17 protein-coding genes are annotated in these 16543 nt (G+C 40.7%); 14 read left to right on the plus strand and 3 right to left on the minus strand.

The genetic code is table 11. From position 1 onward, the window contains the following. The first annotated feature begins 267 nt into the window (after positions 1-267). From BROSI_RS12145 to BROSI_RS12200, 12 genes are all read left to right on the plus strand, one after another. Entirely contained in the window at positions 268-900 is a 633-nt protein-coding gene (locus BROSI_RS12145) for a Na/Pi cotransporter family protein (RefSeq protein WP_052564062.1), read from the plus strand. A gap of 3 nt (positions 901-903) precedes the next feature. After that, positions 904-1575 (plus strand): AtpZ/AtpI family protein, encoded by a 672-nt coding sequence (locus BROSI_RS12150; protein ID WP_052564063.1) that lies wholly within the window; start codon positions 904-906, stop codon positions 1573-1575. Positions 1576-1580: 5 nt separating this feature from the next. Beyond that, positions 1581-2345 carry a F0F1 ATP synthase subunit A gene (atpB, locus tag BROSI_RS12155; protein ID WP_052564064.1) on the plus strand — a complete coding sequence of 255 codons (765 nt, stop codon included), beginning with the start codon at positions 1581-1583 and terminating at the stop codon, positions 2343-2345. A gap of 24 nt (positions 2346-2369) precedes the next feature. After that, on the plus strand, positions 2370-2642 hold the full coding sequence (atpE, locus tag BROSI_RS12160; RefSeq protein ID WP_052564065.1) for an ATP synthase F0 subunit C: 273 nt from the start codon (positions 2370-2372) through the stop codon (positions 2640-2642). 20 nt (positions 2643-2662) lie between these two features. Beyond that, the gene (gene atpF / locus BROSI_RS12165; protein ID WP_052564066.1) at positions 2663-3172 is read left to right on the plus strand and encodes a F0F1 ATP synthase subunit B; all 510 of its coding nucleotides are present in this window, start codon (positions 2663-2665) and stop codon (positions 3170-3172) included. Further along, entirely contained in the window at positions 3162-3710 is a 549-nt protein-coding gene (atpH, locus tag BROSI_RS12170) for an ATP synthase F1 subunit delta (protein ID WP_052564067.1), read from the plus strand. The genes atpF and atpH overlap by 11 nt, the downstream gene beginning before the upstream one ends. Before the next feature lie 254 nt (positions 3711-3964). Continuing rightward, positions 3965-5479 (plus strand): F0F1 ATP synthase subunit alpha, encoded by a 1515-nt coding sequence (gene atpA / locus BROSI_RS12175; RefSeq protein WP_052564068.1) that lies wholly within the window; start codon positions 3965-3967, stop codon positions 5477-5479. A gap of 3 nt (positions 5480-5482) precedes the next feature. Beyond that, positions 5483-6358: an ATP synthase F1 subunit gamma gene (gene atpG, locus BROSI_RS12180; RefSeq protein WP_052564069.1), complete on the plus strand. Its 876-nt coding sequence runs from the start codon at positions 5483-5485 to the stop codon at positions 6356-6358. Positions 6359-6507: 149 nt separating this feature from the next. Beyond that, positions 6508-7932 (plus strand): F0F1 ATP synthase subunit beta, encoded by a 1425-nt coding sequence (gene atpD / locus BROSI_RS12185; RefSeq protein ID WP_052564070.1) that lies wholly within the window; start codon positions 6508-6510, stop codon positions 7930-7932. Between the two features lies 1 nt (position 7933). Then, the gene (atpC, locus tag BROSI_RS12190) at positions 7934-8338 is read left to right on the plus strand and encodes an ATP synthase F1 subunit epsilon (RefSeq protein ID WP_157842511.1); all 405 of its coding nucleotides are present in this window, start codon (positions 7934-7936) and stop codon (positions 8336-8338) included. 332 nt (positions 8339-8670) lie between these two features. Further along, positions 8671-9711, plus strand: coding sequence for a dTDP-glucose 4,6-dehydratase (gene rfbB / locus BROSI_RS12195; protein ID WP_052564072.1), 1041 nt, complete (start codon positions 8671-8673; stop codon positions 9709-9711). A gap of 29 nt (positions 9712-9740) precedes the next feature. Next, on the plus strand, positions 9741-10193 hold the full coding sequence (locus tag BROSI_RS12200) for a hypothetical protein (protein ID WP_052564073.1): 453 nt from the start codon (positions 9741-9743) through the stop codon (positions 10191-10193). A 144-nt stretch (positions 10194-10337) separates the two neighbouring features. Here BROSI_RS12200 and BROSI_RS12205 read toward each other — a convergent pair whose 3' ends face one another. From BROSI_RS12205 to BROSI_RS12215, 3 genes are all read right to left on the minus strand, one after another. Further along, on the minus strand, positions 10338-11729 hold the full coding sequence (locus BROSI_RS12205) for a sigma-54-dependent transcriptional regulator (protein ID WP_052564074.1): 1392 nt from the start codon (positions 11727-11729) through the stop codon (positions 10338-10340). Between the two features lie 30 nt (positions 11730-11759). Continuing rightward, positions 11760-12077, minus strand: coding sequence for a hypothetical protein (locus BROSI_RS12210; protein WP_230400682.1), 318 nt, complete (start codon positions 12075-12077; stop codon positions 11760-11762). A 157-nt stretch (positions 12078-12234) separates the two neighbouring features. Next, positions 12235-13767, minus strand: coding sequence for a sensor histidine kinase (locus BROSI_RS12215; protein WP_052564076.1), 1533 nt, complete (start codon positions 13765-13767; stop codon positions 12235-12237). A 248-nt stretch (positions 13768-14015) separates the two neighbouring features. On the opposite strand from BROSI_RS12215, the gene BROSI_RS12220 reads away from it, so the two are divergent. Next, positions 14016-15152, plus strand: coding sequence for an ATP-binding protein (locus BROSI_RS12220; RefSeq protein ID WP_052564077.1), 1137 nt, complete (start codon positions 14016-14018; stop codon positions 15150-15152). Between the two features lie 28 nt (positions 15153-15180). Then, complete coding sequence (locus BROSI_RS12225) at positions 15181-16539, plus strand: sigma-54-dependent transcriptional regulator (protein ID WP_052564078.1); 1359 nt, start codon at positions 15181-15183, stop codon at positions 16537-16539. The last annotated feature ends 4 nt before the right edge of the window (positions 16540-16543 follow it).

Below are 16543 nucleotides of genomic sequence, written 5' to 3' on the forward strand. Positions count from 1 at the left end.
CCCGAACGAGTCGGAAGAGAAATGTAGGGCAAGGTTTTAGCCGTTCGGCTGAGCTCACGACAAAGTCTTGCGTTTGTTGCAGGAAAGCAAACCTGAAGGTTTGTCACTGCATGGTAGTGGTGACAATATCTTTGCAGAAATTGTCAAAAATATTTTTCTTAAAGATACCATTCTTGTGAGATTAGGTTCCCGCGGGGAAGAAAAATGCCCTCCTGTGTTTGCTCTTGCCAAAGGAAAGGGGGGAAAAGAAATTTTGAGGTATTATTTATGACAAACATAAATATAAGCGGTGACTTAAAAAGTATATTGGAACGTATCAGTGGAATGTGCTCCAAGACAGAGTCGATTTTAAGCCTTTGTATGGATGGCTTTATGAAGCATAAGGTCGCATTGCTTGATGATGCGAAGAGGATGAGCCAGGCCATTCACGACGAAGAGAACGAATTGATAAGTCTCCTCAGCAATAAAGCCGCAAGATCCGGCGTGAACAACGAGTCGATAAAATCCTTGATGGCGGTTGTGGGTCATATTGAAATGGCAACGAATGGATTGGATGGCATTCTTCAGCATGTAAAGACTAAGGTGGGTGAAGGGGTGTTATTCAGTGACAAAGGTGTGAATGAGATATCTCATCTCTTCAGAGAAACCCTTGATATATTAAAGACCGCTGGCGATATTCTCCTGACCAGGAACGAGGTACTGAAGAAGTACGTTACTGATAAATACGGAAGCATCAATCAAACTATTGATGCCTACTCGGAAGAGCATGAAGACCGGTTAATTAAGGGATTATGTCAACCCAGAAGTTCTTCATTGTATTTGAGCATTGTTGATGCTCTGGGTAAGGTTGTTTGGCACATAAAGCAGGCAGTTGAAAGATTTTTTTTGATGAGCAGGTGAGGGGTGGTCTTTGTCAGAAAGGATAAAGACAATAAGGTGTATAATATCGCCGGGCTTATTGGAAGCTTCGGTTTCACCGCGGCAGGCGCTATGGCAGGTGGATATTTTATCGGGAGTTATTTAGATAAAAAACTCGGTACATCTCCATGGTTCATGCTGTCGTTCATTTTGCTGGGAATTGCCGGAAGTTTCATCGAGTTCTTTAAGCTGGTAAAGAAGCTTTTGGAAGAAAATAAAAAAATGATAAGAGATGAAAAAATGGCCGCTTTGTTCTTTGATGAGGGCTTCCCTGATAGGGTGTTTAAGATGTCCCTCTATTTGTCATTGGTGGTAGTTGCTTATTCCCTGTCCTATATGTCTTTTATGTTGACCTTAAGCATTGCAATAGGCTGCCTTGTAAGCCTTGCTTCGTGTAAGGTACTCTGGTGGACGGTGCAGCAAGGGTTGTGGCACGGGAGGAGCGAAATTAAAAAATTTTTCTTAAAGGTGAGTATTTTAAAGTATTTTGCCATGGGTGGAATATTATTTTTCTCCTGTGTATTTCTGAAGATCAATATAGTTGCTATGGCGTCCGGTTTGAGTATTGTTATGGCGGTGATTATTATGAAGATTGGTAGTAAATTGCTGGTAAATTTTATGAACAAGTCGATTAAAGTGAGTGAGAAAGGAGCGTAGGTAAAGTGTCCGGTGCGGGTGGAGAAACTGAAAGTTCAACCGAACTGCCATCATTTGTTGACTTTGTGCCTGTTGATGCCCATAGTCAATTTTTCGGTTTGACGAAGCATGAGTGGGTGCCAATTATTATGTCAGCCACGATAATCATATTCCTGGGAATATTTTCTATCCTTGCTACAAGAAGATTGCGAAAAGTGCCCGGTAAGCTTCAGTCGTTTTTAGAAATTGTTGTGGAAGGGCTTGAAAATTTTACCAAATCACAGATGGGAAGGGCTGCTGGGCCGTTTATCCCATTTATTGGGACGTTGTTTATCTATATCTTTGCTATGAACATGCTGGGGCAGATACCCCTTTTCCACTCACCGACAAGTAATTTTAATACGACCATTGCTTTAACACTCATCGTTTTTTTTGTTACTCATTATCAGGGAGTTAAAAATAATGGTATCGTGGGTTATCTAAAGCATATGGGGGGTAAACCGATTTGGCTTGCTCCACTGGTTTTTCCCCTGCATCTCATGCAGGAATTGCTTTCACGTCCGCTTTCGTTATCGATGCGTTTGTTTGGTAATGTTATGGGTGAGGATACAATCATTGCGATATTTATAGGGATTTCTCCCTTTCTTTTGGGCTTTATTCCTTTACCTATGCATCTGCCAATGGTTTTTCTTGCATTATTAGGAAGTACCATTCAGGCAATGATTTTTTCTTTACTGGCAAGTTTTTACATCGCGGGTGCAATTGGCATCCACGAAGATGAACATCATTAATTTTTTAAAAAGGAGGAGGAAGTCGTGATTTATTTTGCAATATTGGCGTTGTCTGTGGCTTTGATTGCGATTGCTGCTTTTGGATGTGCTCTCGGACAGGGTATGGCTGTATATGGTGCAACTACGAGCATTGCAAGGCAGCCGGAAACGGCAGGGAAAATTCAATTGGTTATGTTTGTTGGTTTGGCGTTTATTGAATCATTAACGATTTATTCACTGATGATGTCCTTTATGCTCCTTGGTAAGTTGCCAAAGACTGAGGCAGTTCTCGAATTAATTCAGCATGCCGTTAAATAAAAGTTTGGGAGGAAACTGGTTTGGATATTTTAAATACCCTCGGTATTAATTTTAAATCCATAATCATCCAGGGTGTAGGCTTCTTAATACTGCTTTTTGTTCTCAAGAAGTTTCTTTTCGGTAAGATTTCGGCTATGATTAAGGCCAGAGCTGACGAGGTGAAAAACACGTATGAAAAAACCGAAAAGGACAGGGCAGAGGCTGAGCGACTGATGCTGGAATATCAGAGAAAACTTACTGAAGCGGAAGCAGAGGCTGCAAGAAGGGTTCAGGATGCCATCAACGAAGGGAATCGGATTAGTGAAGAGATTGTTAAGCGTGCCAAGGAAGAGGTTGATCTGATCAGGGGAAAGGCACAGGAAGGTATAGAACAGGAACGGAAGAAGGCCCTGACTGAAATCAGAAATCAGGTGGTAACTCTTTCTGTTTTAGCTTCTTCAAGGATCATCAAGCAATCCATAAGTCAAAAGACGGCAGAAAAACTTGTTGATGACTTTATTGAAGAAATAGGGGAATTGAGTGTTAGATAAAAGCGTTGCAATTACATTTATTAATGCCCTTTTAGAGGTTGCATCGAAGAAGGGGCTGTTTGATCAGATTGAAAAAGATTTGGATCTTGTTTGTGACGTAGTTTTAAAGCATGCCAACCTTAAGAAAGTATTGTTTCATCCGTCGGTTTCACGAACCAGCAAGAAGGAGTTAATAAGGAACATATTTGGTAAATCGGTTTCAGACCTTATGATGAACTTCTTGTGTTTATTGATTGACCGCAGAAAAGAAGGAATTTTGGATTTTGTCCCGGATGTGTGTAAAGAGGTTACTCTTGAAAAGAAGGGGGTCGTAAAAGCCACGGTACAGGTGGTTGCGCCCTTGACAGGAGATCGGTTGGAAGATTTTAAGAAACAGCTGAAAAAGATTACGGGTAAAACGGTAGAGCTGGAGGTTGTCCAGAATCCGGACATTCTCGGTGGAATGGTAATCCAAATCGGCAACAAGATGATAGATGGAAGTGTTGCAAATAGATTAAAAAATCTAAAAACCAAACTGTTGTCTTTACGCACAGCTTAGGTTTTGTGTCTTCTTAATGAGAGAATTACTCATGAGACTTGATTGCACATCTCTTGTTCTGAATTAATTTTCAAGTTTGATGAAATGAATGAAATAGTGGCAGGAGGTTTTCTCCTGCCATACATTTTGGTGATTAAGGGTTTTAGATAACTAAAGTTCTTTTGACATATGGTATTATTTCAGAATGGTAATGGAATAGCAAGATGTCATTCTGAGCAAAATGAAGGATCTTATTTACAATAGGAGTAGGGGATATGGCATTAGCATCCACTGATATTACTTCAATTATCAAAAAAGAGATTGAAGGATATGAAGAAAAATTAAAGTTGGAAAATGTGGGACACGTCATGCAAGTTGGTGATGGGGTTGCTCGTATTTATGGACTGGATGATTGCTTATCCAGCGAACTGTTAGAATTTCCCGATAGCGTATATGGTATTGCCATGAACCTCGAAGAGGACAATGTTGGTGCTATTCTTCTTGGTTCTGATGAAAAAATTAAAGAAGGTGATATCGTAAAGACTACCGGGAAAATTGTCCAGGTACCTGTAGGTAAGGCTTTGTTAGGCCGTGTAGTAAATGCTCTGGGGCAACCTATTGATGGAAAGGGACCTATCGCCGTTGATGAATATAGACCAATCGAAGGTCCTTCCCCCAATGTAGTGGAGAGACAGCCCGTAAAGGAGCCATTACAAACCGGCATTAAGGCAATTGATGCCATGATTCCAATCGGCAGGGGTCAGCGTGAGCTTATTATCGGTGACAGACAAACGGGTAAAACAGCAATTCTTATTGATACAATAATTAACCAGCGTGAATCCGGGGTCTATTGCATCTACGTGGCGATTGGCCAAAAGATGTCTACTGTTGCAGATGTTGTTAAGACGTTGGAAGAGAATAAGGTGATGGATATAAGTATTGTTGTGGTGGCTTCTGCTTCCGATCCTGCCCCGCTCCAATATATTGCACCGTATGCAGGTTGCGCAATGGGTGAATACTTCAGGGATAATGGTATGCATGCTGTGGTTATGTATGACGACCTCTATAAGCATGCGATTGCTTATAGACAGATTTCCCTCTTATTAAGGCGTCCGCCTGGTCGTGAGGCATTTCCTGGCGATATTTTTAACCTTCATTCAAGATTGTTAGAAAGAGCAGCTAAACTGAATAGTGAACTTGGTGGAGGATCTTTAACGGCGCTTCCTGTTGTAGAAACGCAGGGTGGTGATTATTCAGCATATATTCCTACAAACGTTATCTCCATTACCGATGGTCAGATTTATCTGGAAGGTGATTTGTTTAATGCCGGTATACGTCCTGCAATTTCGGTAGGTCTTTCGGTATCCAGGGTCGGCGGAAATGCCCAGATTCCTGCAATGAAAAAGGTCGCTGGCACATTGCGGTTGACTTTAGCCCAGTACAGAGAGTTAGCTTCATTTGCACAGTTTGGCTCTGAATTGGATAAGTTTACTCAGGCGCAGTTGGCCAAGGGTAGCAGGCTTGTAGAGTTGTTGAAACAGCCACAGTATGCGCCAGTGTCCGTAGAAGAGCAGATTATGGCAATCTTTGCCGGTATTAACGGATATCTGGATGATGTTGCCGTAGATAAGGTCAGGGTTTTTGAGAAGGAATTCCTGAAGTTCATGAAGGAAAAATACGCTTCTATTGGGATAGAGATTAGAGAGAAGAAGAAGCTTGACCAGGAGATAGCAAATAAATTAGAGAACGCTATCAAGGAATTTAAACAAATCTTTGCAAAAAAGGGCTAGGGAATGCTGAGCACGAGAGAAATTAAACAACGAATCAGAAGTATTACGAGCATCAAGCAGATTACCCGTGCCATGGAAATGGTGGCGGCGAGCAGGCTCAAAAAGGTTGAGTCTAAGGTTCTCGCCTCACGTACCTATACGGAAAAGATGCATTCCGTCCTAAGCCACCTGGTTTCTTCACTTGAAGGTACTCATCCCTGGTTTGCAGAGAAAGAACAGGCGGTTCCCGTTATAAAAGTCATCTTGATTACGGCGGATAAAGGGCTTTGCGGTGCCTATAACAATAATATAATTCAGAAAGTTGCAAAATTTATCAGGGAAAAAGAAGGCAAGGAGATTAAGCTTACCCTTATTGGAAAGAAGGGTTATCTGCATTTCTCTAAAGGACGATATGCTTCTCTCATAGAAAAGTATATTCCAGAGGGTGTAGAGAAACTCGGATATGGACATGTTCAGGCATTAGCGGCTCAGTTAATAAAAGGGTACGAGGCAAATGAGTTTGGAGAATTGCACATATTCTTCACGAAGTTTCATACGGTAATGCAATCTTTTTCTACAAGTATGAGATTGTTACCCATAGAAAAGGGAACCTTCGAATCAAAGGGAAAACAAACCGGCGGTGAATATATTTTTGAACCGTCTGCAGAGCAGATTATTAGCCATCTTTTCCCGAAATTTGTAGAAACCCGGCTTTACCAGTGTATCCTGGAATCGCTGACATCTGAGTATGCTGCCAGACGTGTTGCCATGATCGCAGCAACAGACAATGCTGGTGAAATGATTGATGAATTGACGAGTTCGTATAATAAAGCCCGACAGGCGGCAATCACTAAGGAATTGCTGGAAGTTGTCTCTGGCGCTGAGGCCCTTGTGCGGTAAAGAAATACTATACATCGCAGAGAACATGGGGAGAGAGGTTTGCAGTGAAGAATAACTGTCTGCAAAAAGATAAAGATATTGAAAATATTTCTTCCTGTACCCTGTGATTAAGTTTTGACTAAATAATAAAGAAGGAAGGAGCAAGAAACTTGGCTAAAAAAGTTAAAGAAAGTAAAGAGAATAAAGGAACTATTGTGCAGGTGATAGGGCCCGTTGTGGATGTGCGGTTTTCCCCCGGTGCGCTTCCTGCTATAAAGAATGCAGTTAATATAAAAGATTCCCAAAAGAATATTTCAGTAGTTGCTGAAGTTGCTCAACACTTAGGAAACGATACCGCCCGCTGTATTGCAATGTCATCAACAGATGGGCTTATGAGAGGAATGGATGCTATCGATGCCGGCGCACCTATTAGTGTGCCAGTGGGAAAAGAAGTATTAGGAAGGGTTTTCAATCTGCTGGGTGATCCTATTGATAAGTTGGGAGAAGTAAAAACCACGAACCGTCTTTCCATTCACCGTCCATCACCTTCTTTTGAAGAGAGGGAAACAGTCACAACGGTATTAGAGACGGGCTTAAAGGTCATTGACCTCCTTGCACCTTTTGCACGCGGTGGAAAGATTGGGATGTTTGGCGGCGCCGGCGTTGGAAAGACTGTGTTGATCATGGAACTCATCAGAAGTATTGCTACAGAGCATGGCGGCTATTCAGCATTTGCCGGAGTTGGCGAAAGAACCCGTGAGGGAAATGATCTCTGGCTTGAAATGAAGGAATCCGGGGTTATTGATAAAACTGTGCTGGTCTTTGGTCAGATGAATGAACCGCCGGGAGCAAGACTAAGAGTTGCCTTAACTGGTTTAACGATGGCAGAGTATTTCAGGGATACGGAAGGGCAAGACGTTCTTCTGTTTATCGATAATATTTTCAGATTTGTGCAGGCGGGTTCTGAAGTATCAGCGCTTTTGGGTCGTATGCCTTCTGCTGTGGGTTATCAACCTACATTAGCTACTGAAATGGGTGATTTGCAGGAAAGGATTACTACGACCAAGAAGGGTTCGATTACATCATTACAGGCTGTTTATGTTCCTGCTGATGACTTCACTGATCCTGCACCGGTAACAACCTTCCCACACCTGGATGCAACCATATCTCTGTCCCGGCAAATAGCAGAGTTAGGTATCTATCCTGCGGTAGACCCGCTGCGATCAACGTCCAGAATCCTTGATCCGAGAATTGTAGGACAAGAGCATTATGAAGTTGCCCGTGAGGTGCAGAGGATATTGCAGCGTTATAAGGAACTTCAGGACTTTATTGCAATTCTTGGTATGGAAGAACTTTCAGAAGAGGACAAGATATTGGTGGGGAGGGCCAGAAGGCTGCAGCGATTCCTGTCACAACCATTCTTTGTCGCAGAACAGTTTACGGGCACAAAAGGAAAATATGTGCCTTTGAAGGAGACAATTAGGGCATTTAAGGAAGTGGTTGAAGGGAAACATGACAGCTTGCCCGAGCAAGCATTCTACATGGTTGGTGGGATTGAAGAGGTGATAGAAAAGGCAAGGCAGATGGGTGGATAAAATGGCTAAAACATTCAAACTAGAGATTATTACACCTGAAAAAGTTGTTTATAGTAATTCGGTTCAGAGTATCTCTGCCGATGGGACGGAGGGTTCCTTTGGCGTCCTAGCAGACCATGCACCATTGATTACGGAATTACAAACGAGTATTTTGACGGTTGGTGACACAAATAACAAGACAATACGGTTTGCACTTGATAGGGGGTTTTTGGAGGTCATGGCAAACAATGTCGTTGTTCTGACTGATGCATGTGTTACGGAAGGCGAAGTGAACGTTGAAAAGGCACGCGCTGAAAAGGATACTGCGGAAAAGACGCTATCCAGCGGAGGAAACGCCGAAGAGAAAGAAAAGGCGATGGCAATCCTCAGGCGAGCCGATACGTGGCTCAAGCTGGCCAATAAATAAAAATTATTTTAAGGAATAGAAAATCCCCTTGGTTTTCCATCAGTTGGAATGGAAATGCAGGGGGATTTTTATTTTGTCTCTAAAAAAGATAGCATGAAAAATTTTCATTTTGGTATAATATTTCGTAATATAGTATAGCAGTAACCAAAAAAATTATTCGTGCGAGTTACAAATACCATCATCTGTTTTTTTGACAAACTCGAACTGAATATTGAAGTAAATGAAATTTTTATATGATTATTCAGCCATGAAGATATTAGGGACAAAAGAATCAGTGGATTTATTTTATCTTTGTGTTTTTATGCCTTTGTGTCTGAAGAGTTAAGGTATTTATGACAATTCTTATTACTGGTGGTGCGGGATTTATCGGAAGTCACTTCGTCCGCCGAATGATTAATCAAGGCAAGCGGGTAGCGGTGCTTGATAAGTTGACCTATGCGGGAAATCTCGAAAATCTTAAAGATATTATTGAAGATCCAAAGATGTCTCAACAGTTTAAATTTTACAAAGGTGACATCGGGAATCAGGAATTCGTAGAGCATATCTTTGTAGAGGAAAATATTGACACAATTGCCAATTTTGCTGCTGAATCACACGTAGACCGAAGTATTCGCAGCGCAAGTAACTTCATTGATACTGATATGAAGGGTGTTTTTGTTCTGCTCGAAGCATCGAGACGTTTCAGTTTAAAAAAGTTTATTCAGATATCTACCGACGAAGTTTATGGGACAGCCCATCAAGGTGCGTTTAAGGAGACGGATGCCCTAAATCCCAGTAATCCTTATTCTGCAAGTAAAGCCGGAGGAGATAGGCTGGCTTACGCTTATTGGGTGACGTATAAACTACCAATCATCATTACCAGAGCATCCAACAATTACGGTACTAATCAACATCCTGAGAAATTCATTCCGCTCTTTATCACAAATGCATTGGAGGATAAAAAACTACCCCTTTATGGCGATGGAAGGCAGATAAGGGATTGGATTCATGTTGAAGATCATTGTGCAGGTATTGATTTTATAATGAATCATGGGCAGGACGGTGAGGTGTATAATATCGGCGGAGGAAATGAACGATATAATATTGACACAGCGCACCTTATCCTGGATGAACTCAAAAAACCAAGGTCATTGATAGAACACGTCAAAGATAGGGAAGGACATGACAGACGTTATGCCCTGGATTGTAGCAAGCTAATGCTTCTGGGATGGAAACCACGGATAAAATTTGAAAATGGTCTGAGTGACACAATCCATTGGTACAGGAATAATCAGGTATGGTGGAAACGGATAAAGAACGGTGAGTTTATGGAGTATTACAACAAGCAATATAGTCACCGGTTTGCTGACACAGATGTGCAGCAAACTCATTAGATGCGTATTTGGTAAGAAAGGAATTTGTTATGTTGTGTACGATAATCATGAAAAATTCAAAAAGAGTTACTCTTTTGCCGGAAAAATTGATGCAACTTTTTGCATATCTTCATAATTTTAAGGAAACACATAAATCTTTTTTCGTGAAATGTGCCGTTATATTTATGTCGGTGAAAATAGGGCTCATTTTCCTCGCCACGTTTGCAACAATGATCTTTTTACTGGGATCTGCAGCACCATATCTCGCTATAGAGATGTCAAAGACGAAGGCAATATTTTTTGCATCACCTCTGACGATGATAATTATGGTAAAGTTGTACTTTATAGTCAAGATATTGATGACCTATGATAAATCCAAATCGATAATTAAAGCAGTGGTCAGTCTTATGTTATTAAAAGGTAGGCAAGGCATACGTCGGGTAGAGGAAACGATTCCAGCGGATTTATCGCCGTTTTCTCTGGAAAAGGTTAGAAATCGATAAAAGAGGCGGTACAAGTTTCTGTTTAAAATTTCGGCATGTGGGGCGTTCGATCACACTTCAGCCTCGCTCCGCATGATATCATTCCGAATGATATACGTTTTTCATACATTCCCACTTATTTCAGATAGCGGCCTCCATCATTGATTACGTCCACATCCTTCCGGTATTTGCCTTGGTTAATCCGTTTTTATAATTTTCAGGGTTAAGATTGTATTTTTTAATCAGTTTATAAATATCTGCTCTGTATCGTTTTGCCATTTTTGAGGCAGTTGAAATATTTCCTTTACTTATTTTCAAGAGATTTTCAATGTATTCGCGTTCAAATCTTTCCTTGGCATCTTTGTATGAATTAAAGGTATTTTTCAGGATATTTGCGCTGGTAAAGATATCCTCTGTTGCAATAATGTTTTTATTGGTTGTGATGATGGCGTGTTCAATCTTGTTTTGTAACTCGCGTACATTGCCAGGCCAATCATAAAGTATCATCCTTTGAATGGCGGCAGGGGTAAATCCGATGATATCTTTCTTGAGCACCTTACAAAATCCAGTCAGAAAGTAAGTGGCTAGCAAAGGGATATCGTCCCTCCGTTCACGTAAAGGCGGGATATAAATGGGTACAACGTGGATTTTGTAAAATAAGTCTTTACGAAACGTTCCGTCATTCACCGCCTTTTGCATGTCCGTATTGGAAGCGACAATGACCCGTACATTGGTCTTCATGCTCTTTGTGCCGCCAACGGGCTTAATTACCCCTTCTTGTAATACCTCCAAAAGCTTTGTCTGCAAGGAAGATGAGATAGTGCCGATCTCATCCAAAAAAATGGTGCCTCCGTCAGCTTGTATGAAAAGCCCTTCTTTTTTTTCATGAGCATCCTTGTGGCCTCGTATGTGTCCAAAGAGTTCTTCTTCCAATGTTTCCTCCGGAACAGTCCCGCAGTTTATGGCTACAAAAGGATATTTTAGACGATCGCTGTTGTAATGAATGGCCCGCGCAATGAGTTCCTTCCCTGTGCCGCTTTCACCGTAAACTGAAACTATACAGTCTGTTTTGGCAATCATGGATACGCGGTCCAGGATTTCCTGCATTCGTTTATCTTTGCCAATAATGTGCTTAAATTTGTGCTGCTCATCAAGCTGGCTTCTGAGATGTTCGATTTCTTTGGTTAGATAGTGCTTTTCAAGGGCATTTTTAATATGAAGCGACAGGTCTTCATTATGAAATGGTTTGGTTATGTAGCTGTATGCCCCCTTTCTCATGGCTTCGACAGCACTTTCGATACTTCCGTGAGCAGTTAGGATAATAACGGGAATATTTGGATGATACCGTATGATTCCTTCCATAAGTTCAATCCCATTTTCTTCAGACAATCGTAAGTCAATGATGACAAGATTAAAGGAAGTAGCGGATAATGCTGACTTTGCCTCCTCACCGTTCCTGGCAACAATAACGTAATAACCCCATGCCTTTAACCGCATACGGATAACTTCCAGGATATTTAGATCGTCGTCTATGACCAGTATCTTTTCGCCTGACATGGCTTACTATGCTACAAATTATTCGTTTTTTTATTTTTCGAGAGTCACTGATTCAGTTCCCAAGGTTACCTCAGGGATATTTGCCGGAATCGTTTCTTCAATACTATTACTAACCTCCTCCTTCTTCTCCTCTACTTGTACATCCACTTCCCGGAGTTTTTCTATATCGTTTTTGAGATCTTCAATCGTTATTTGAGCAAAACGAAGTTCGTCAGTGAGTTTTCCAATCTCCTGATCTTTCTGAGAAAGGCGGTCTAATAGCTCGGTAATAGTTTTTTCCTTGAGTTGAAGGTCAAGTTTAATGGTTGTGATTTCTTCATTTCTAGCACAAAATTCTTTATGGGTCATGCAGACGCAACCTGTGCTTTGGATAAATACAGAAAGAAAAAAGAATGGGAAAAAGTAGTTTTTTTTCATAGGTAAAATATCCACTGTTTTTGGTTCTAATAGGTTTTCAATTTGAAGTTAAATAAATGAAAATTCATATACTATGTAAATGATTTCCCTAACACTGTTGTAAGGCGTAATCGTACCTGCAGGGAAGCGTGAAATGGAAGGTGCTGCCCTTTCCTGCATTACTTTCTACCCAAATATCACCACCGTGGTCAAGTACAATATGCTTTACAATAGAAAGGCCTAACCCTGTTCCTTTCATGCCGCCTTTTCCTTTGTTATTAACCTGTTGAAATTTGTCGAAGATCTTTTTATGACATTCGGCCGGTATCCCAATTCCTGTGTCTGAAAGGCTGACCCTGACAAAAGAATGTACGTTATTCAGTCGATTTTGTTCTGCAAAAAAATGGGAAACGTTACCGGACGCAACTTCAGTTACACGGATTGTAATATCACCTCCTGATGGAGTAAATTTAATGGCATTGCTTAGAAGATTATCCATTACCTGTGCAATTTTGTCACTATCGAGCAGGATTTTTGGCAAAAAGCCTCCATGTGCATGATGAATACTGATATTTTTACTTTCCGCTAGAAAGCGTATTGCATCCGCACTCTTTCGTATAATATCCTGAATGTTCGAGTACTGGAAATTGTATCTCATCAATCCTGCTTCGATTCGAGAAATGTCTAACAGGTCATTAATCATCATGGTAAGCCGAAGAGTTTCTTCTTTGGTAATGTTCAGGAGTTTCATTTGTGAGTCGGATATTGGACCGGCAATTTTTTCCAACAAGAGATCGTTGGCCTCACGGATAGCCGTTAAAGGAGTTTTCAGGTTGTGAGAGACATTGGAAACAAACTCTGTTTTCAATTGGTCCATCTCTTCGAGTTTGTCACACATTTGATTAAAGGCTGTTCCCAGAGTACCGATTTCATCGTTTGATGTAACTTCAATCCGATAATCTAAATCTCCCTGGGCAATACGGTCTGTAGCATCCTTCAGAATCTTTATGGGAGCACAGACACTGCGGGTAAAAAAATAGGCACAAATTGCTCCAAAGAGAACGGCAAAAAGAATTATGACAAGGGATATCTTGGCCGACTTGTATCCGATTCTTTGAAAAAGTCCAATTTTATTTATTAATTCTGCCTGGGTGGTAAGCGTTAGCTTATTAATAGATTCGGTAAGAAGGTCGAGTGTTTTTTCTTTTTCATCTTCATAACGGGTATCAGGCTGGAAAATCTCCTCCTTACCCACCAGGATGATTTCTTTGGAAACCATGGAAAGATATCTTTTGTGCAGTTCCTTTATCTGATTTAATAATGCTCCTTTTTCCCGATTCGTTATGGATGCTTCCAGCAATTTAAGCCTCTCCTGAAATTCTTTTTTCTTCTTGTCAAAGAGATCTAAAAAGGCGCTGTCATTAGTAATGAGGTATTTTTTTTTATTTCTCACCTGTTCAAGAAGGTTATCCACGAGCTTTTCTCCATTCTCAATGGACGGAATATCAGATCTCATAATCGAGTCAGTAACCTTATTGAGGTGATTGAGACGAAAGATTAAATAAAAACTCATTGTCAGCATAAACAATGCAATGGCAAAATAACCAAAGAGTATCCGTTTCCAAAGGCTATTTTTTATCATAAATCCATCACGATACGTAAAATTCTGCGAGAATCCCCTTTATTCGGGGATTTTGATAACGCGACTTGAATGTTATGGAGGATTAAAAAATGGTTACAAAAAATACTACATCATCTTTGGATTCTTGGCAAGGAAAAAACAGCGGGCAAAATTTACATATTGCGGTAATATTACGACTTATGCTATAGTAATTTTCATATGAATGGCTTCAGATTAATACCATAAGATGTAGAAGGAAAGGTGACGCAATGGATGTATCGGCAAGATTTCTCCAAACAGCCCTGGATGGTATTGATGATTGTATTAATATCGTCGATAAGAAATTTCAAATCATATTTATTAATGAGGCTGCAAGTAAGAGAGTCGGGAAAAATTGGCGAACAATGTTAGGAAACAAGTGTTATGCACAACTGTGGGGAAAAAGCGCACCGTGTGAAAATTGTGTGACAGGAAAGGCTTTTGAGACTGGAAAAACACAGCAAACAATCAAATGGGAAATAGGACCTGATGGTAAAAAGCACTTCATGGAACATTTTGCATTTCCCATTACAGATAAGGAGGGTAATGTAGAATATACGGTAGAAATTTTCAGAGATATTACCGAAAGAAAATTGCTTGAAGAGGAGAGGGAGCAACAACGACTGGAACTGGGCAAGCGGGTACGTGAACTACGGCATGCTTATGAGGAACTCAAATCGTTACAGAATCAACTCCTGCAAGCCGAAAAAATGGCTTCTATCGGCCTTCTTGCATCCAGCCTTGCTCACGAATTGGATACCCCGCTTGCCACGATTTCCGGTTATTGCGAATTACTGGCAGAAGATATTCAGGACAAAAATTTCCTGGGGCGTGTTAAAACCATCTCTGAACAGGTAATAAAGTGCCAAAAGACGATTAGAAATCTATTGGATTTTTCAAGGAAATCCAATTATGAAAGAAAATTATGCAATATCCATCAATTAATCAATAGTATACTTTCACTTGTTGAGCATCGCTTAATAATTCATAAAATAAGATTACATAAAACATTTGATGACCAGATACCACCTTTATTGGTCGACGGGAATCAAATTCAGCAGGTAATTCTCAATCTCGTAAATAATGCTGTGGATGCTTTACCTCAGGGCGGAGATGTCTTTATTGAAACCAGGGTAAATAGGGAGGCGAAGTCTTTCGAAATTATTTTTGAGGACAACGGAATCGGGATCTCCGACGAACACAGAAAATATATTTTTTCGCCCTTCTTTACAACCAAGGAACCTGGCAAAGGAACGGGATTGGGATTATTAATTTGCAAAAATATCATTTTGGCCCATAACGGGAAAATAACATTAGAAAGCCGCGTAGGTAATGGGACGAAATTCGTTATATTGTTGCCTCTGTGAGGGTCATTTCAGTTGACGGGTAAGGATCTTGAAGAAGATACTGGTTGTTGATGACGATATGGCAATGGGAGAGATGTGTAAAGAGCTTCTGAAGAGTAAAGGCTATATATCGGATGTTGTCACAAGTGGTAAAGAAGCTATAGAAAAGGTGTCCAGGGACGGCATATATGCCATTATCCTTACGGATCTGGTTATGCCAGAGATTGATGGTATAGAGGTTTTAAAAAGGGTTAAACAACAAAATCCAAGTATAGACGTAGTCGTAATGACAAGTTACGGTACTGTAACAAATGCCGTGGAAGCCATGAAACTCGGCGCCTCTGACTATATTACAAAGCCGTTTAAACGTGATGAGCTTATTATTGTCATTGAAAAAATATTGCAACTACAGCGTCTCGAAGGCGAGGTCGACCGGTTGCGTTCCGAACTCGGTGAAAAATACAAATTTGGTAATATCATTGGTGAAAGCCCGAAGATTAAAAAAATATATGAAATTATATCTAATGTTTCTAATACAGAAGCAAATATCCTGGTTCAGGGAGAAACGGGTACTGGTAAAGAATTGGTAGCAAGGGCTATTCATTATAACAGCGCCCGTAAAGATTATCCGTTTGTAAAGGTAGACTGTGCGGCGCTGGCTGAGACTTTGTTGGAAAGTGAGCTATTCGGCCATGAAAAAGGGGCATTTACGGGTGCCACAAAAGATAGAATCGGTCGTTTCAGAACGGCTGATCATGGTACGATATTTTTGGATGAAATCGGTAATATTCCTTTGTCGGTACAAGCGAAATTACTTCGTGTCCTGCAAGACAGTGAATTTGAGGCTGTGGGGAGTGACGAGCTGATAAGAGTGGATGTACGAATCATTGCAGCAACCAATGCAAATCTGGAAGAACACGTTGAAAAAGGCTTATTCCGCAGAGACCTTTTCTACAGACTTAATGTTATTCGTATTTTCCTGCCACCCTTAAGAGAACGTGTAGACGACGTCCCGCTACTTGCTGCGTATTTTCTTTCCATTCATAGTAAAAAGAACCGGAAAACTGTTGAAGGAATTTCCCGTGAGGCGTTAAACAAACTCGTATCGTATACCTGGCCTGGAAATATACGGGAACTGGAAAATGTTATTGAGCGTGCAGTTATCCTTTGCAGAGGGACAATGATTGAACCTGTTGATATTCCTCTGTATCAGGAAAAAATGGTCTTTCCGCCGGATCTCTCCGGGAAGCCACTCGATGTACTAATGGATCAGGTTGAACGTCAAATAATTATGAATACTCTGGAGACGGCGGGAGCAGACAAGGAAAAAGCCGCAAAAATACTCCAGATTTCCCGTGCCAGTTTTTATAATAAGTTAAGAAAACACAAAATTACCGAAATGACATAATGTT

This window comes from Candidatus Brocadia sinica JPN1 (genome assembly GCF_000949635.1).
In the GTDB taxonomy this organism is placed as follows: domain Bacteria; phylum Planctomycetota; class Brocadiia; order Brocadiales; family Brocadiaceae; genus Brocadia; species Brocadia sinica.